Source organism: Gemmiger formicilis (assembly GCF_900167555.1).
Taxonomy (GTDB): Bacteria; Bacillota; Clostridia; order Oscillospirales; family Ruminococcaceae; genus Gemmiger; species Gemmiger formicilis.
Genome location: NZ_FUYF01000015.1, coordinates 20801 through 38696, shown reverse-complemented (window position 1 = coordinate 38696; position 17896 = coordinate 20801). Strand labels below are relative to the sequence as shown.

The following is a 17896-nucleotide window of genomic DNA, read 5'->3' as shown; positions in this document are numbered from 1 at the left end:
AACGCCCGGTATCGGGCAAACGTCAGCGGAGGGGTCAAGACCCCTCCCTACAGATGTGGTTCACGGGTGCTTTGTAGGGAACGGTCTTGACCGTTCCGGGGACGCGTGCCGTTGCTGCATGGTAAAATATATTGCTGAGGTGTAGGGGCCGCATATATGCGGCCCGGCAGTGTACGGCAAACGGGCGCTTATGGGAAACCCGCGGGCCGGGCATGACCGGCCCCTACCGCGCGGCAGCCAAAAAGCGTACACCAACGCAGCCATCCCGGCGCGGCAGCGCCGCAGAAAGCCTCCCCCCTCACACCTTCACCTCAAACTCCCCTTCTTCCTCCTTCGCGCCGTTCTCCACCTTTCCCGCCGTACCGTCGCTGCTGACCGGAATTCTCACAATGTACTCCAGACACCCGTCATGCTTATCGCACCGGGTCGTGGCGGCGATCCCCTTCTGGGTCATCAAATCCACCGCGTGCTGCAATGTATTTACAAAGAACCGCACATCCCGCACCATGGGGATCGTGCGGCGGCAGGGGCTGGGCCCGTTGGGGGCGGCCAGCATCTGGTCCACAAGGCGGTCCGCCTGGCGCACGCTCATCTTGTCCCGCGCCATCTTTTCCAGCGCGGCGGTGCGGCGTCCCTCGGGCAGGCGCAGGGCGGCGCGGGCGTGTCGCTCGCTCAGATGGCTGGCCGTGCAAAGCTGCTGCTGTTCCGGCGTCAGGGTCAGCAGGCGCAGCTTGTTGGCAAGGGCCGGCTGGCTCAACCCCAGCCGCCGCGCAGCCTCGGCCTGGGTGCAGCCCCACAGCCGGATGACCTCTTTAATGCCCCGCGCCGTGTCGAACGGGTCCAGCTGGCTGCGCTGCAAATTTTCCAAAAGCCCCAGCGCGGCGGATTCGCTGTCGTCGTAGTCGGCCAGTATCGCCGGCACCTTGTCCAGCTTGGCCAGACGGCAGGCGCGCAGGCGGCGCTCCCCCGCCACAAGCTGGTATTTGTGCAGTCCGACCCGCCGCACGCTGATGGGCTGCAAAAGACCGTTCTGCAAAATGCTGACGGCCAGCGCGGCGATCTCCGGCTCGTCGAAGGCGGTGCGCGCCTGGTAGGGCGACGGCTCGATGCAGTCCACAGGCAGCATCAGAATGCGCCCCTGCTTTTGTATATCATTTCTAGGCAATTTCGGTTCCTCCCCTTGGGTTCAGTGTGCCTGCCGCAAAGTTGAGGGCCGGGCATGCCCGGCCCCTACTAAAGCGGCCTACAAAAAATGCTATGCTTTTCTACAAAAAGCATAGCATAAACCGCAGTTTCGGGGAAGAAAAATCGTTCGCCCTTATGTTCAATTTTTTGCGCTGTTACAACGGCTTCTTTGCAATTTTTCCGCCGTTTCGGGGGTAAACCGTCGGAGTCTGCGATATTTTTTTGCAGAACACCAGCCCGCGGGCACTGCCGTCCGGCAGCGTGAAGGCGCGCGTTTCCTCATATTGGCCGCCCAACTTTTTCAGCGCGTTGGCGGCGGCTTTTGCTTCTGCGTCTGCCTCGGGGCCCTTCATCGCGATGAACCGCCCGCCGACTTTGACCAGCGGCAGGCAGTATTCGCACAGCACAGGCAGTGCCGCCACCGCGCGGGCGCTGGCCACGTCGAACTGCTCGCGCCAGATCTTGCGGGCGGCCTCCTCGGCGCGTTCCTTCGCAAACTCGACACCGGTCAGACCCAGCTCGGCACAGGCGTAGCGTAAAAAGTCCACGCGCTTGCCCGTCGGCTCCATCAACGTCAGCTCCAGGTCAGGCTTGTAGATTTTTGCCACAATGCCCGGGAACCCCGCACCGGTGCCGACGTCCACCAGCCTGCCGCTGACCTCGGGCTGCGCCGCAAACAGCAGGCTGTCCGCAAAGTGGCGGTCCTCGATGCCCTCGGGGCTGGTGATGGCGGTCAGGTTGACCTTTTCGTTATAGCTGACCAGCAGCTCGGCGTACCTGTCCAGCAGGTCCAGCTGTGCGCCGGTCAAGGGGATTTTCCACGTGGAACATTTGGCTTGTAATCTGTTTTTATCAATCATAGCGTCTCCTTGGCTTCCCCCTCGGGGGAAGCTGCCGCCCGCAGGCGGCTGATGAGGGCAGACTGTATGTGGCTGCCCGGTTGCGGGTGAAATCGATATACTCGGCCCTCATCCGCCCTCGGGCGGGGCCTCGGGCACCTTCTCCCTCGCGGGAGAAGGCATCCTGTTTATTTCAGCTTCAGCAGCACAATACTCAGCTGCGCCAGGTCGCTCGGCGATACACCCGGTATCCGCCCGGCCTGCGCCAGCGTGCGCGGCCTTATCTTCGTCAGCTTCTCGCGGGATTCCAGCGTCATCGTTTCAATCGGCGCATAGTCAAAGTCGTCGGGGATCTTCACATTCTCGTGCCGCTGAATATCCCGTATGATCCGCTCCTCCCGCGCAATGTACCCGGCATAGCGGATCTCCGTCTCGATGCGCTGCGCCATGGCGGGGGTCACGCCCTCGCCGCGGCCAATGACCTTCGCGATCAGATCATAGCTGATGTAGGGCCGCCGCATCAGCTCGATGGCCGAACCGCCGATCTCGCCCAGCTCCGCGCCCTCAGGGGCGGCGGCGCGCAGGTCGGCCAATCTGATGCTCGTCGTCTCCAGTCGGTGCAGCTCGGCCTGCTTGACCTCACGGTCACGGCAGAACAGTGCCCAGCGGTCATCGTCCACCAGCCCGTACTCGCGGCCAATCGGGGTCAGCCGCTCGTCGGCGTTGTCCTGGCGCAGGCTCAGGCGGTACTCGCTGCGGCTCGTCATCATGCGGTAGGGGTCCATGACACCCTTCGTGACAAGATCGTCCACCAGCGTGCCGAGGTAGCTTGTGTGCCGCGCCAGCACAAGTTCTTCCCTGCCCAGCGCGTGGCGGGCGGCGTTCAGACCCGCCAGCAAGCCCTGCGCAGCGGCCTCCTCATAGCCGGACGTGCCGTTGAACTGCCCCGCGCCGTAGATGCCGCCCACGACCTTGCTTTCCAGCGTGGGCTTGAGCGTCGTGGGGTCCACGCAGTCATACTCGATGGCGTAGGCCGGGCGCATGATTTCGAGATGCTCAAACCCGGCAATCGTGCGGTACATCTCGTTCTGCACGGCCTCGGGCAGGCTGGACGAGAGACCCTGCAGGTACATTTCCTCGGTGTCCTCGCCGCAGGGCTCCACAAAGACCGGGTGGCGCTCCTTCTCTTTAAAGCGGACAACCTTATCCTCAATGGACGGGCAGTACCGCGGGCCGACGCCCTGAATGTCGCCGCCGTAGAGCGGCGAGCGGTGCAGGTTGTCGAGAATGACCTTATGGGTCGCGGGGTTCGTGTAGGCGATGTAGCAGTTGACCTTGTTGTGCATCGGCACGCGGGTCATAAAGCTGAACGGCTGCAGCTCGGCATCGGGGTCGCCGGGCTGGCATTCGAGCTTCGAGAAGTCGATGCTGCGGCGGTGGACGCGGGCGGGCGTGCCGGTCTTGAAGCGGCGCAGCGTGAAGCCGTTCTCCACAAGGCACCGGGTCAGCGCGGTGGCGGCGTGGGTGCCGTCTGGGCCGCTGTCATAGTGGGCGTCGCCCACAAAGATGCGCCCGCCCAGGTTGGTGCCGGTGGCAATGACGACGGCCTTGCAGGCGTAGTAGCCGTGCAGGTTCGTGAACACGCCGCAGACCTTGCCGTCCTGCACGTCCACGCCGACGATCTCGCCCTGGTGGATGTCGAGGTTGGCGGTTTGCTCCAGCGCGTGCTTCATCCAGATGTGGTAGCGCTTGCGGTCTGTCTGCACGCGCAGACTGTGTACGGCGGGGCCTTTGCCGCGGTTGAGCATCCGGCTTTGCAGGTAGGTGGCGTCTGCGGCCAGACCCATCAGCCCGCCGAGCGCATCGACCTCCCGCACAAGATGCCCCTTGGCCGTGCCGCCGATGGACGGGTTGCACGGCATATTGCCGATGAAATCCAGCGACAGCGTAAACACCGCGGTCCTTGCCCCCAGCCGTGCCGCCGCATGCGCCGCCTCGATCCCCGCATGCCCCGCACCGATGACGATGACGTCGTAGGAAGATAGTTTATCCATGGTTTGTGGTTTCCTTTTCCAGTTTGTTGTTTTGCAAATAAAAAATAAGAAATAATAAATAATAAATGTGGTTTGCGCGCCGCGCGCGCAATTTTAAAATGCGTTTGCAACTTTCTTTAAAGGCATTTTGTTTTTACGCTTCTGCCTTCTTTGTCTTATTGAGTGTTGCAATTAGTATCTTTTTGATTTCCAAGCAGTCGCTCATTAAAGATTCACTTTGTATTGTAGTCAAGTATTCCGTTCGGGTCAACAGAATAAGCCAATATTCTGTCTCGGATGCCTCTTTTAAAGCAATGTGCAGCTTTGCAATAAAGTCCTGCTTGCTGGTTCCGTACACAGCCTCGTGTGCATTTGCCCCAATGGAGGTTCCGCTGCGCAGCAGCTGCTTTGCCATGATTTCCTCGTGCTTTTCTCTGGTAAGGTATTGATAGCTTCGCACGATCCGTACCGAAAATTCCAGCGTTTTATCCAGCAGTACATTATTCTGTATCACCGCAAACCTCCCAATTATAGAGGATTTTGTTTGCGCCCAAGGGCGCAAACTCCACCATATTTATTATTTATTATTTTTTATTTATTATTTGCCACACAGAAGGCTTACTTGCCCACACAGAACGTCTCAAAAACTTCCTCTATCGTTGCGTCGCTGGCGTTTTCTCCTGTCAAATCAAACAGCGCCTGCAAGGCGTCCGTCAAACACACCGCGGCGGCGTCCAGCCCAAAGCCGTTCTGCCGCGCCGCAATCGCTTCCGCCAGCGCATCTCTCGCGCGGGTCGCGGCGGCCAATTGGCGGGCACTGCATAACTGCGCAGCCTCCGGGTCCAGCTGCGCTGTGCCTAACAAATCCGCAACCGCATCCGTCAGGGCCTGCAGGCCGACGGCATCCCGCGCACACATCGGGACGATCTTCTTAAAATACGGCTCCAATGTTCCACGTGGAACATCCGTCTCCCCCGCCAGGTCCTGCTTATTCAAGACCGCGATGGCCGGGCGGCCCTGACATCTGCGGGCCAGCTCCAAATCATCATCAGACAACGGCTGTGCGGCGTCGAACACGGCCAGCACCAGCCCGGCCTCGTCGAGCTTGCGCCAGCTGCGGCGGATGCCCTCGGCCTCGATGGCGTCGCCGTCCGCGCCCACCTCCCGCACACCGGCGGTGTCAAACAGGTTCAGCCGCACGCTGCCCAGCTGCACGGCCTGCTCCACAATATCGCGGGTCGTACCGGCCACGGGCGTGACAATGGCACGGTCAAACCCGGCCAGCAGGTTCAGCAGCGTGCTTTTGCCCACGTTGGGCCGCCCCAGCAGCACACAGTCCACGCCATGGCGCAGCACCGCGCCCGCGCTGTAGCCGGAGATCAGCGCGTCCAGCGCGGCCTTTTGCTCGGTCAGCGTCCCGACAAACGCCGCGTCGGACAGCTCGGGCACGTCCTCCTCGGGGTAATCGACCCAGGCGGTCAGGTGGGCGTTCAGCGTTTGCAGCGCGGTCTGTATCTTACCGATGCGCTTTGCCAGCCGCCCGTCCAGCGCGGATTTTGCCAGCGCAGCCCCCTGCCGCCCGTTCGCCGCAATGACCTCCATCACGGCCTCGGCCTGCGTCAGCGACATCCGCCCGTTTTCCAGTGCGCGGCGGGTGAACTCCCCCGGTCCGGCAGGCGCGCAGCCCGCGGTGATGAGCGCTTCTAACAAACCGTCCGCCATGGCCGTGCCGCCGTGGACGGACAGCTCAATAACGTCCTCGCCGGTGTAGGAGTGCGGTGCGCGGAAAAACAGCGCCACGCACTCGTCCATCTCGGCCCCGTGCAGCAGGTAGTGGCCCAGCATGGCGGTGTAGCCCTTCGCGTCGGCCACGCTTTTCCCCTGCCGCACCGGCGCAAAGATTTTGCCGACGATGCCGTAGGCGTCCGGCCCGGACACGCGGACGGTGGCAATGCCGCCCTCGCCCGGTGGCGTCGCCAGTGCGCAGATCGTTGTGTGCAGATGTTCCATGTGGAGCGCTCCTTTTTTGTGATGGGAATACTTTAGAATACCATGAAACAGGGATATTTTCCAGTAGGTGCAGTAAATTCATGGGCGTGATGCCTTCCCCCTCGGGGGAAGGTGTCCGCGGCCCCGCCCGCGGACGGATGAGGGGAGAGCCTGCGGAGGTTGCCCGTTAAAAGGGAGGCTACGCGAACTTTGCCCTCATCAGCCGCCTGCGGGCGGCAGCTTCCCCCGAAGGGGAAGCCTTTAGAACTGGCGGCAGCTTCAGTCTACGCGCTAAGAGCCGCCTTCGGCGGTTGCGCTCCGACACGCGCCTGCGGGCGCAGCCCCTCAGGGGAAGCCTTTAAAAAAGGAGAGGCCGACCCGCGGCCTCTCCCCTGTATTGGTTTATTCTTCGGTCTCGTTCTCGGGGGCTGCGTCCTCCGCGGCCTCCTGCGCCAGCTCCTCGGCCTCGATGGCCGCCAGCTCCTCGGGGGTCGGGTCGGTCTCGCCGGTATCCTCGATTTTTGCGGTCTCGGCGTCGTTGTCGCGGTCCACGCGGGCGACCACGGCCACCTTGTCGTCCTCGACCAGGCGCATGACGCGGACACCGCTGCCGTAGCGGCTCTGGACGTTGATGTCCGCCGCATGGATTCTGATCAGAATGCCGTTCTGGCTGATGAGTATCAGATCGTCGGTGTCATCCACGATTTTGATGCCCGCCACGTTGCCGTTAGAGTAGTTGCGGATGCCCAAGCCGCCGCGCTTCGTGATGCGGTAGTCGTCAATGCGGCTGCGGCGGCCCTTGCCCTCCTCGCTGATGGTCAGCACGTTTGCACCCGGGCGGCAGACGCCTGCACCGACGACATAGTCGCCCTCGCGCAGCTTGATGACGCGGACGCCGTGGCCGGTACGCCCCATCGAGCGGGCACCGTCCTCGGTAAAGCGGATGGCCGCGCCGTCGTGGGTGGCAACAATGATCTCGTCGTCACCCTTGGTCAGGTGGCTCCACACCAGACTGTCGCCCTCGTTCAGCGCGATGGCGATCAGGCCCATCTTGCGGATGTTGCGGAACTGGGACAGCGGCGTGCGCTTGATGAGGCCCTGCTTCGTCACCATCGTGGCGTAGGTGTTGTCCTCGTCCACGCCGGCCTTCTGCTGCAGCATCAGCGTGACCTTCTCGCCCTCCTGCAGTTGCAGCAGGTTCACAATATGGCTGCCCTTGGCCGTGCGGCTGCCCTCGGGCACCTGATAGCCCTTCAGGCGGTAGACGCGGCCCTGGTTCGTCATAAACAGCATATAATCATGCGTAGAACCGACAAAAAGTTCCTCGGTGAAGTCGTCGTCCTTCTGGGTCATGCCCTGCACGCCGCGTCCGCCGCGGTTCTGTGCCTGGTAGGTGTCCAGCGTCGTGCGCTTGATGTAACCCTCGTGGGTCAGCGTAAAGACGCAGGTCTCCTCGGGGATCAGGTCCTCAATATCGACCTCGCCGGAGACGGTCTCGATGGAGGTGCGGCGCTCGTCGCCGTACTTGTCGGCCAGCGCGGTCAGGTCGGTCTTGACGATGCGCTTGACGTGCTCGTCGTTGGCCAGAATGTCCTCGTAATCGGCGATGGCCTCGCGCAGCTCTCCCAACTCCTGCTCGATTTTGAGGATTTCCAGACCGGCCAGACGGCCCAATTGCAGCTTGACAATGGCGTCCGCCTGCAGCTCGTCAAAGCCGAAGTTGTCCATGACGGCCTGCCGCGCTTCGGCAAAGCCGCCCTTGCAGGCGCGGATCGTCGCGATGATCTCATCGACGATGTCAACGGCCTTGTGCAGGCCCTCGAGGATGTGCTCGCGCTCCTTTGCCTTCTTCAGTTCAAACGCGGTGCGGCGGCGGATGACCTGCATCTGGAACTCAATATAGCGCTCCATCATGGTTTTCAGGCTCATGATCTTGGGCACGCCGTCGTCCAGCGCCAGCATGATGACGCCGACGGTGTCCTGCAGCTGGGTGAAGCGGTAGAGCTGGTTCAGCACGACCTGGGGGTTCGCGTCCTTCTTGATCTCAATGACGATTTTCATGCCGGTGCGGCTCGAGGACTCGTCGTTCAGGTCGCTGATACCCTCGATGCGCTTATCCTTGACAAGGTCAGCGATGGACTCGATCAGGCGGGTCTTGTTGACCATGTAGGGGATTTCCGAAATCAGGATCTCATAGCGCCCGTTCTTTTTCTCGATGATCTCGGCACGGCCCCGCAGCGTGATTTTGCCGCGGCCCGTGGCGTAAGCAGCGCGGATGCCGCTGCGGCCCATGATGATGCCGCCCGTCGGGAAGTCGGGGCCCTTGACATACTCCATCAGCCCGGCCAGGTCGATTTCGGGGTCGTCCATCAGGGCGACCATGCCGTTGACGATCTCGCGCAGGTTGTGGGGCGGGATGTTCGTCGCCATGCCGACGGCAATACCCTGGCTGCCGTTGACGAGCAGGTTCGGGAAACGGCTGGGCAGGACGTGGGGCTCCTTCTTGGTCTCGTCAAAGTTGGGGTCCCAGTCGATGGTGTCTTTTTCAATGTCGGTCAGCATCTCGCAGGCCATCTTGGACATGCGGGCCTCGGTGTAACGGTAAGCAGCCGGGGGGTCGCCGTCCACGGAGCCGAAGTTGCCCTGGCCGTCCACAAGCGGGTAACGCAGGCTGAAATCCTGCGCCAGACGCACCATGGCATCATAGACCGAGGCGTCGCCGTGCGGGTGGTACGAGCCCAGCACCGCACCGACGGTATCGGCAGATTTGCGGTAGGGGTGCTGCGGGTCGTTGCCGCGCTCGTGCATCGTGTACAGGATGCGGCGGTGGACGGGCTTCAGGCCGTCGCGCACATCGGGCAGAGCGCGCGCCACGATAACAGACATCGAGTAGTCAAGGAACGCCGTCTCGATCTCCTGCTTCACATCGCGCACAATGACCTTCGTACCGGACCCCGGCACCATGATGATGTTTTCTTCCATTGTATCACCTTAACTATTTATTACGTTTCAAAAACTTTACGCTTTTCCGTCCAACACCCATTGCAACGGGTTGTTGTCGATATATTTCCATGTTTCTTCAAAATCGAGTTGGTTGCGGATGATGTGGTCGTGGTAATATTTTTGCCATATTGCACGCTTACATTTGCGGCTCACACCAGCTTTATATTGCCCTATAATGGTTGACACTGTAGGGAGGGGTCTTGACCCCTCCGCTACAACCTCCCGGCAGCCCAGCGCCAATAAGATATGCAGATGATCCGGCATTATGGCATAATTCAAAATTTCCACATTAGGAAAATGATTTGGTATTTCCATCAAATCATGTTCAGCAATTGACCCATACGGCATCAGCGTAACTTCCGCGCGCACGGAGGGGTCAAGACCCCTCCCTACAATCTCAGATAAGATTCTTTCACGATTTTGCGTACACAGCGTTATGAAATAAACCTTTTGAGAGGCATAATCATAGTTGCGCAGCCGCATCCATTTTCGTTTCGGAAACACATTGTCCATAGACTACCAATGTTCCACATGGAACATCACACATCCAAATTCGCGTACTTTGCGTTCTTCTCAATAAACTGCCGTCTCGGTTCGACCTGCTCGCCCATCAGGATGCTGAACGCCTCGTCCGCACGCTCGGCATCCTCGATTTTGATCTGCACGATGACGCGGTTGTCGGGGTTCATCGTGGTCTCCCACAGCTGGTCGGGGTTCATCTCGCCCAGACCTTTGTAGCGGTTGACCTTCGCGCCGGGCATTTCGGCGCTCAACAGCTTCATTTCGTCGTCGTTGTAGGCGTACTTGACGGTCTGGCCCTTCTGCAGCTTGAACAGCGGCGGCTGGGCGACGTAGACATAGCCGTGGTCGATCAGCGGGCGCATATAGCGGAAGAAGAAGGTCAGCATCAGCGTGCAGATATGCGAGCCGTCCACATCGGCATCGGCCATGATGAAGATCTTATGGTAGCGGACTTTGCTGATATCAAACTCGTCGCCGATGCCGGTGCCCAGCGCAGTCACGACGGGCATCAGCTTGTCGTTGCCGTAGATACGGTCTGCGCGGGCCTTTTCGACGTTCAGCATCTTGCCCCACAGAGGCAGGATGGCCTGAATGTTGGAGTCACGGCCCATCTTGGCCGAGCCGCCTGCAGAATCGCCCTCCACGATGAACAGTTCGGTCTTGGAGGGGTCTTTTTCGTGGCAGTCGGCCAGCTTGCCGGGCATACGGTTGGATTCCAGCGCGCTCTTGCGGCGCACCAGCTCGCGGGCCTTCTTGGCGGCGGCGCGGGCGCGGGCGGCCTGGGTCGCTTTTTCCAGAATCGCCTTCGCGACGGCGGGGTTTTCCTCAAAGAACTCGGTCAGCGCCTTGTAAACCACATTGTTGACCAGGCCCTTGATGAAGGTGTTGCCCAGCTTCGCCTTCGTCTGGCCTTCAAACTGCGCCTCCTGCAATTTCACGCTGACGACGGCAATGATGCCCTCGCGGGCGTCTGGGCCGGACAGGTTCTCGTCCTTGTCCTTCAAAATGCCCTTGGCACGTCCATATTCGTTCAGCACGCGGGTCAGGGCCAGCTTAAAGCCCTCCTCGTGGGTGCCGCCTTCGGGGGTGTGGACGTTGTTGGCAAAGCTCAAAAGCAGCTCGTTGTAGCTGTTGTCGTAGTATTGCAGTGCGACCTCGGCCACAGCGCCCTGGCCCTCGCCCTTCATATACATGACCTGCGGGTGCAGCGGCGTCAAGTCGCGGCGCTCGCACAGGTAGCTGACGAAGGAGCGGATGCCGCCCTCATAGCACATCGTCTCGGTGCGCATCTCGCCGGACTGCTCGTCCTGGGGGCGGTCTGCGTCGGGGCGCTCGTCGGTCAGGGTGATCTTGACACCGGCGTTCAGGAACGCTTCCTCGCGCAGCCGCTTGAGCAGCGTTTCATAGCGATAGAGCGTCGTTTCCTGGAACATCTCCGGGTCGGGCTTAAAGGTGACTGTCGTTCCGGTAGAAGCCGCCGCGCCGATTTTTTTCAGGTCGCCGTCCGGCTTGCCGCGCTTGAAGCTCTGCTCATACTCGGCCCCGTCGCGGCGCACGCGGACGGTCAGCCACTCGGACAGGGCGTTTACGACGGATGCGCCGACGCCGTGCAGACCGCCGGCCACTTTATAGCCGGAGTCCTCGCCGCCGAACTTGCCGCCGGCGTGCAGCACGGTGTAGACGACGGTCACAGCCGGGATGCCCAGCTTGGGCTGGATGTCCACGGGGATGCCGCGTCCGTTGTCCGAGACCTCAATGATGTTGCCGGGCTTGATGGTCACTTCAATATGGGTGCAGTATCCGGCCAGTGCCTCGTCGATGGCGTTATCGACGATCTCATAGACCAGATGATGCAGGCCGGAAGGCCCGGTGGAGCCGATATACATGCCGGGGCGCTTGCGCACAGCCTCCAGACCCTCGAGGACCTGGATCTGCGCACCGCCGTAGGCATGGTCGGTAGCCGTCTCGCGGTTGGTTTCGGTGATGATTTCTTCTGCCATGAAATGATAGCCTCCTGTTGTGGGTGGGTATCTCTATACATCCCGTTTTCGGATGTTCTGTAGGGAGGGGTCTTGACCCCTCCGTGTTTACGCGGCTGCCTGTCTGCGGAGGGGTCAAGACCCCTCCCTACAAAGCAAGATAAACAGCAGCTGTAACTCTTAAAATTCCAGCCTCTCCGCTCTTTTTTTCAGCGCGGCGGGCGATAACTGACTGATATAAATGGTCTCGTCGGGGAAATCGGTGACAAGAAAGCTCTTGGGCAGCGTGCCCGGGGCGCAGAGGTCCACGACGGCGCCCTCGCTCTCGACGTGGCGGAAGTATTCCTCCGTTCGCCGCGACGCCCCGGCTGTGTCCAGATCAAACACCCCGATCACATCCCGGGTATTCAGGACAAAGTCCTGGCCTGCGTGAAAGTACAAATCCTGCACCTCCCTGTAGGGGCCGGGCATGCCCGGCCCCTACGCTTCTTCGACCACTCCGCCCTTCACCATCACAATTTTTCCATTGGTACGCGCAAAAGCGGCGGTGTCGCAGGTGGTCACAATCGTCTGGTGCTCGCCCATGCGGGTCAAAAGGTAGGTCTGGCGCTCATCGTCCAGCTCGCTCAAAACGTCGTCCAGCAGCAAAACCGGGTGCTCACCGAACAAATCACCGACCACTGTCGCCTCGGCCAGCTTCATTGCCAGCACGCAGCTGCGCTGCTGGCCCTGACTGCCAAACACCCGGGCGGGCTGGCCGTCCAGCAAAATTTCCAGATCCTCGCGGTGCGGCCCGGCCAGGCAGAACCCGGCGCGCAGCTCGGCACTGCGCATGGCCCGCATCTTTTCGGTCAGCGCCGCGGCGGTGGGGGCCGCGGTGCACATCTGGTAGTTCAGCGCCAGCACCTCGGCACCGTGGGAGATGTCCTTATAATTCTGCGCGGCGATGGGAGCCGCCGCCGCCAGAAACTTGCAGCGGTGCTCCATGATGAGCGCGCCGTACTCGGCCAGCTGCTCGTCGTAGGTGTCCAGCAGCATATTGCCGTTTGGCGTAATATCGTAGCTTTTCAGCAGGGCGTTCTTCTGGGCCGTCAGCCGCATGTACCGCCGCAGCGCCACAAGGTAGGGCCGGTAGACCTGGCACAGTGCGGAATCCATAAACCGCCGCCGCCCGTCCGGGCCGCCCTTGACCAGCCCCAGCAGGTCCGGCTCAAAGACGACGGCCTGAAAGTTCCCCGCCAGCGCCGCCGCGCGCCCAACGTCCGCGCCGTTTAATTTGCCGGTGCGGCCCGGGCGCTGGCTCTGCCTGCTGCCCACGGTCAGGCGGATGGATTTTTCCACGTCCTGTGTCTCAAACGCGCCCTCGATGACCGAAAAGTCACAGCCGCGCTTGATAAGCTCCGCGTCCTTTGACCCGCGGAAGCTCTTGCCGCCGGTCAGCAGCCAAATAGCCTCCAGCAGGTTCGTCTTGCCCTGGCCGTTCGGGCCGCACAGCACGGTCAGGTGCGGGTCTGGGTGCAGCTCTGCGTGGGCAATATTGCGGTGATCCGTTACTTCTAAGTGCGTTAAGCGCATTACGCGCCCTCCGCGATCTGCACGGTCTGGCCGTCCAGCTCCACGGTATCCCCTGCGCGGCACTTTTTGCCGCGCATCGTGCAGACCTCGCCGTTGACCTTAACGGCCCCGCCCTGGATCAGCTCCTTCGCCTCGCCGCCCGTCTCGCACAGACCGGCGAACTTGAGCAGCGCATCCAGCTTGATAAACTCGGTGGTGATACGAATCTTTTCCATACAATTCCTTCTATTGCAGCGGCAGGGGCCGGACATGTCCGGCCCGCGGCCTTGCGGCAACTGCCCGGCAACGGGCAAGCCTTTTTATGTTGCGGGCCGGGCATGCCCGGCCTCTACGGAGCAGCGTAGTTTTTAGCCCTCGTTCTTGAACCGTACCGGCAGCACCAGATAGATAAAGTCCTTGCCGTCCTCGGGCAGGAGCTTGACGGGGCTTAAGGGGCCGTTGATTTCCAGCACCATCTTCTCACACTTCGAGAAGCGCAGTGCATCCAGCAGATACCGGTTGTTGAAGCCGATTTCTACCGCGTCGCCTTCCATCGAGACCGGCGCGAACTCGTCCACGACCTTGCCCAGCGGCGTCTGGCAGCGGACCGTCACGCGATCCTCGGCAAAGGAGATGCGCAGCGGGTTCTTCAAACGCTCGGTAATAATGAGCGACGCACGCTCGATCGTGTCGATGAAGTTCTTGCATTCAACGGTAACACGTGTTTTTTTGTCCTTCGGGATGACGCTCTCATAGTTGAGGAAGTCGCCCTCGATCAGGCGGCTCATGATCGTATAGCCGTTGGAGGTAAACACGACATAGCGGCGGTTCGCGTCGATCTTCACGTCGTCGTCCGCGCCGCCCATAATTTTCAGCAGCTCCTGCAGTGTCTTGGCGGGGATGATGATGCGGATGTCGCGGGTACACTCGACTTCGCGCTGGATAATGGCCAGCCGGTAGCCGTCCAGGGCCACAATCGTCAGGCTGCCCGGCTCAATGACGAACAGCTCGCCGGTGTGGGCGGGCTTTTTGTCGTCCTGGCTGACAGCATAGATGGTTTTCTCGATCATCTCGCGCAGCATGCCGCACTTGACGGTCATCGTATTGTCGGCGCCGGTCACGGGCAGGCTCGGATAATCGCTGGCGTTCAGCGCGGGGATCTCAAATTCTGCCACACCGCCGCTGATTTTTGCCTGGCCCTCGTCGTTCAGCTCAATGCAGACATCGCCCGCAGGCATACGGTTGACCATGGCGCTCAGCAGTTTTGCGTCAAGTACGGTTTCACCTGGTACAAGAACGTTGCATTCAATCGTGGTCGTGATGCCCATTTCCATATCGTAGCCGGTCAGCGTCAGGTTAAAGCCCTCGGCCTTCATGTAGATACCTTCCAGCACGGGGATGGCGGCGCGGTTCGTGATCGCGCGGGAAACGCCGTCGATGGCGCTGGCCAGCAGTGTTTTTTCGCATTCAAATTTCATGTTTCTATCTCTTTCTCCGGCTTTTTTGGAAAAAAGCCTCGGCAAAAAACGTTCAGCGGTCTCTATAAAGGGTGCTCCTTCTGTTTTCCACAGCTGGAGCGGTGTTTTGTAGGTGTGAGGAAGTGTATTTTGCGGTTCCGTTCGCAGAAACTATTAAACTATGGTAGTAGTCGTAGTAGGGGGTGTTAGTTTGGTGGAAAACTCCGCGGGACCCGATTGCGCCGCGGAAAATCGCGGGTGTATTGTTTTGAACAGTCTGTGGACTTTTCTGTGGAAAACCCGGAAAACGCCTTTTTTCAACAAGCGCCGTGGAATACGCGCTGTTGATAACTGAAAACTTTGTTGAAAAACGGGGTGTTCTTTCTTTGCAAAGAAAGAACCAAAGAAATTCCAGATGCTCGGGTGAAAATGTGCGATGCTGCGTAAAGTCCATCCCAAATCCCGTCCCCGGGATAAAATATTGAAAGTTCTTTGCCTACTTTCTTTCAAGAAAGTAGGTCTTTCAAGAAAGTAACTCAGGTGCGGACGTTTTTCATGATGTCGCTGCACATCTCTTTCAGGTGCTGGTCGCGCTTGATGTTTTCCTCCATCGTTTTGATGGAATACACCACCGTGGAATGATCGCGCTGGAACTCCTGCCCGATGGCCTCCATGCTCATGCCGGTCACCTCGCGGATAATGTACATCGTCATCTGCCGCGCCGCGCTCACATTCGCATTGCGCTTCTTGCCGCGGATGTCCGACGGCATCACATTGTAGGTGCGCGCGACCTCGTTCAGGATCTTCTCGATCGTGACCGGGATCGGCTGGCTGTCGTTCAGCGTGTCCTTGATCGCCGTCGTCGTTACGCCGATGCACGGCTCGATGCCCTCCAGCAGATAGTAGGCGTTCAGCTTTTTGACCGCGCCCTCCAGCTGGCGGATGTTCTGCTTTAAGTGGTTCGCAATGTACTCGGCCACGTCGTTCGGCAGGTCCAGATTCAACAGCTCGGCCTTGCGCTTGACGATGGCAACGCGCGTTTCAAAATCCGGCGGCTGGATGTCGGCGGTCAGGCCCCACTCAAACCGGGTGCGCAGACGCTCCTCCAGGGATTTGATCTCCTTCGCGGGGCGGTCCGACGCGATGACGATCTGGCGGCCATCGTTGTGCAGCGTGTTGAAGGTGTGGAAAAACTCCTCCTGCGTGCTCTCCTTGCCGGCCAGGAACTGGATGTCGTCGATCAAAAGCACGTCCGCCTTGCGGTAGCGCTGGCGGAACTGCTCCATCGTTGCCGTCTTGATGGCGGTGATCGTCTCGTTCGTGAATTTTTCACAATCCACGTAGACAATGTTGAAATCCGGGTGATTCTTCTGGATCTCAATTTTGATGGCGTTCAGCAGGTGCGTCTTGCCCAGACCCGACGGCCCGTAAATGAACAGCGGGTTGTACGCGCCGGAGGGGTTCGCGGCCACGGCCTGCGCGGCGGCAAACGCAAACTGGTTCGACGGCCCCTTGATGAAGTTCTCGAACGTGAACTCGTACCGCCCGCTGGGCAGGTCGTTCTCGTCCAGCTTCGGCTTCTCGGCAGCCTTGCCGCCGTCCGGTGCGGGCGCGGCCAGCACAAACTTCAGCTCCACCTCAAAGCCGAGGATCGAGGCAAACGCCTCCTTGAGCAGATCGGCATAGCGCGCCGCCGCAAACCGCATGACGACGTCGTTGGGAACCTCCAGGATGATGATGTTCGTGCCCTCAAAATTCAGCAGATTGAGGTCCTGGATGAAAACTCTGTATGATGCATCGGATACTCGTCCTTTGCAGTACGCCTTGACGGCGTCCATTACATCATTGAAGGAATCCATGATTCTCGATACTCCCCACTTCCTGTTATAAGTAAACGCCCCATATCCAAACAGGGCGCAAAAATACTAAATACAGTATACCACAAAACCGGGTTTTAAACAACACCTATATATAATAAAGTAGGAATTTTTTTATACGCCGGAATTGTTGAAAATTTTTCCGCGGAGCAAAGAAAAATAAAAGTTTTCCACAACAGATGCAATTTTCAACAGTAAATAGTACAAAATGTAGTGGATAACTCTCTGTAGCTCCAATTCTTTGACGCGGGAGCGAAAAATTCTGCCCAAACCCCCTTGACAAAGTGGGGGTAAATCGCGTATAATCTAACTCTGCAAGGCTGCCCCAGTGTATGGGCGAAGCCCTGAGCAAACAGCCCATACCGGGATTTCAACAGGAGGAATGAAAAATGAAGCGTACTTTCCAGCCCAAGAAGCGTCAGCGCAGCCGCGTCCACGGTTTCCTGAACCGCATGGCTACCAAGAATGGCCGCAAGGTCATCGCCCGCCGCCGTGCGAAGGGCCGTAAGAGCCTGACTGTCTGATAACTTCAGAGAATTAAGTGAACAAAAGGGTTGCTGATTGTAAAATCGGCAGCCCTTTTTTCAAATATGGCTTTACAGAAGCCGGGATTCATTATAATATATGTGTAGGAATGCCTTCCCCTTGGGGAAGGTGTCCGTGGCCCCGACCACGGACGGATGAGGGAAAACCTTCCGGATATTTCCCGCAAATGGGTTTTGACCGAAAGGTTTGCCCTCATCAGCCGCCTGCGGGCGGCAGCTTCTCCCGAGGGAGAAGCCTTGGGAGGATACTACTATGCGTTACCGCACTTTAGATAAAAACTGGCAGTTCAACCGGGTGTATGGCCGGGGCAAAAGCTATGTGCATCCGCACTGCGTTTTGTATGTGGCCAAAAACCGGCTGGGCTATACCCGCATCGGGCTGACGGCCACCAAAAAGGTCGGCCATGCCGTGCAGCGCAACCGCGCCCGCCGCGTCATGCGCGCCGCTTTGTCGGAGCACCTGGCCCAGAACATCGGCGGGTATGACATCATCCTGGTCGCCCGCGGCCAGACCCCCCGCCTGAAAAGCACCCAGCTGAGCAAAACGCTGGGCAAGCTGTTTGCAAAGGCCGGTCTGCCCGACATGGCCGCCCCGGCCCCCGGGCCCGAGACGGCCCCGCAATGATCGCACGCCTTCTCATCGCGCTTTTGCGCGGCTACAAAAAATATATCAGTCCGCACCTCGGGCATCACTGCCGGTTCATACCAACCTGCAGTGAATACGCCATGCAGGCGCTCGCCGTACACGGCCTTGTAAAGGGTCTAATTTTAACGGTGTGGCGTCTTTTAAGATGCCAGCCCTTTGCAAAATTCGGCTATGACCCGGTACCCGAAAAGGGTAAGTGGGTCAACCCGGAGCGAAGGCTGACGAAAGATAATAGATAAAAGATAACAAAAAACATACCGTAGGGGC

16 protein-coding genes are annotated in these 17896 nt (G+C 59.6%); 3 read left to right on the top strand and 13 right to left on the bottom strand.

Annotation, left to right across the window (positions count from 1 at the left end; all coding sequences use genetic code 11):
* Window positions 1-298 precede the first annotated feature (298 nt).
* The 13 genes from B5D32_RS11210 to dnaA all read right to left on the bottom strand — a co-directional run bounded on the left by B5D32_RS11210 (window position 299) and on the right by dnaA (window position 16420).
* Window positions 299-1165 (bottom strand): ParB/RepB/Spo0J family partition protein, encoded by an 867-nt coding sequence (locus B5D32_RS11210; protein WP_227594663.1) that lies wholly within the window; start codon window positions 1163-1165, stop codon window positions 299-301.
* Between the two features lie 175 nt (window positions 1166-1340).
* Window positions 1341-2045 (bottom strand): 16S rRNA (guanine(527)-N(7))-methyltransferase RsmG, encoded by a 705-nt coding sequence (rsmG, locus tag B5D32_RS11205; protein WP_078785114.1) that lies wholly within the window; start codon window positions 2043-2045, stop codon window positions 1341-1343.
* Window positions 2046-2212: 167 nt separating this feature from the next.
* Entirely contained in the window at window positions 2213-4078 is a 1866-nt protein-coding gene (gene mnmG / locus B5D32_RS11200) for a tRNA uridine-5-carboxymethylaminomethyl(34) synthesis enzyme MnmG (RefSeq protein ID WP_078785113.1), read from the bottom strand.
* Window positions 4079-4211: 133 nt separating this feature from the next.
* Window positions 4212-4571 (bottom strand): four helix bundle protein, encoded by a 360-nt coding sequence (locus B5D32_RS11195; protein WP_338108543.1) that lies wholly within the window; start codon window positions 4569-4571, stop codon window positions 4212-4214.
* A gap of 104 nt (window positions 4572-4675) precedes the next feature.
* A complete protein-coding gene (gene mnmE / locus B5D32_RS11190; protein ID WP_078785112.1) occupies window positions 4676-6067 on the bottom strand; it encodes a tRNA uridine-5-carboxymethylaminomethyl(34) synthesis GTPase MnmE in 1392 nt (463 codons plus the stop codon).
* A 381-nt stretch (window positions 6068-6448) separates the two neighbouring features.
* Complete coding sequence (gene gyrA, locus B5D32_RS11185; protein WP_078785111.1) at window positions 6449-9028, bottom strand: DNA gyrase subunit A; 2580 nt, start codon at window positions 9026-9028, stop codon at window positions 6449-6451.
* Between the two features lie 36 nt (window positions 9029-9064).
* Window positions 9065-9562, bottom strand: coding sequence for a transposase (locus B5D32_RS11180; RefSeq protein WP_078785110.1), 498 nt, complete (start codon window positions 9560-9562; stop codon window positions 9065-9067).
* Window positions 9563-9588: 26 nt separating this feature from the next.
* Complete coding sequence (gene gyrB / locus B5D32_RS11175; protein WP_078785109.1) at window positions 9589-11571, bottom strand: DNA topoisomerase (ATP-hydrolyzing) subunit B; 1983 nt, start codon at window positions 11569-11571, stop codon at window positions 9589-9591.
* A gap of 159 nt (window positions 11572-11730) precedes the next feature.
* Window positions 11731-12000 carry an extracellular matrix regulator RemB gene (gene remB, locus B5D32_RS11170; protein ID WP_242943449.1) on the bottom strand — a complete coding sequence of 90 codons (270 nt, stop codon included), beginning with the start codon at window positions 11998-12000 and terminating at the stop codon, window positions 11731-11733.
* Window positions 12001-12030: 30 nt separating this feature from the next.
* Window positions 12031-13125 carry a DNA replication/repair protein RecF gene (gene recF, locus B5D32_RS11165; protein WP_078785108.1) on the bottom strand — a complete coding sequence of 365 codons (1095 nt, stop codon included), beginning with the start codon at window positions 13123-13125 and terminating at the stop codon, window positions 12031-12033.
* Entirely contained in the window at window positions 13125-13340 is a 216-nt protein-coding gene (locus B5D32_RS11160; RefSeq protein WP_078785107.1) for an RNA-binding S4 domain-containing protein, read from the bottom strand. The genes recF and B5D32_RS11160 overlap by 1 nt, the downstream gene beginning before the upstream one ends.
* 132 nt (window positions 13341-13472) lie before the next feature.
* Window positions 13473-14582: a DNA polymerase III subunit beta gene (dnaN, locus tag B5D32_RS11155; protein ID WP_078785106.1), complete on the bottom strand. Its 1110-nt coding sequence runs from the start codon at window positions 14580-14582 to the stop codon at window positions 13473-13475.
* Window positions 14583-15097: 515 nt separating this feature from the next.
* On the bottom strand, window positions 15098-16420 hold the full coding sequence (dnaA, locus tag B5D32_RS11150) for a chromosomal replication initiator protein DnaA (protein WP_078785105.1): 1323 nt from the start codon (window positions 16418-16420) through the stop codon (window positions 15098-15100).
* Window positions 16421-16827: 407 nt separating this feature from the next.
* Between dnaA and rpmH the strand changes: the two genes are divergently transcribed.
* The 3 genes from rpmH to yidD all read left to right on the top strand — a co-directional run bounded on the left by rpmH (window position 16828) and on the right by yidD (window position 17868).
* A complete protein-coding gene (rpmH, locus tag B5D32_RS11145; protein WP_078785104.1) occupies window positions 16828-16962 on the top strand; it encodes a 50S ribosomal protein L34 in 135 nt (44 codons plus the stop codon).
* A gap of 274 nt (window positions 16963-17236) precedes the next feature.
* Window positions 17237-17608 carry a ribonuclease P protein component gene (gene rnpA, locus B5D32_RS11140; RefSeq protein ID WP_078785103.1) on the top strand — a complete coding sequence of 124 codons (372 nt, stop codon included), beginning with the start codon at window positions 17237-17239 and terminating at the stop codon, window positions 17606-17608.
* Window positions 17605-17868: a membrane protein insertion efficiency factor YidD gene (gene yidD, locus B5D32_RS11135; RefSeq protein ID WP_078785102.1), complete on the top strand. Its 264-nt coding sequence runs from the start codon at window positions 17605-17607 to the stop codon at window positions 17866-17868. The genes rnpA and yidD overlap by 4 nt, the downstream gene beginning before the upstream one ends.
* Window positions 17869-17896: the final 28 nt, after the last annotated feature.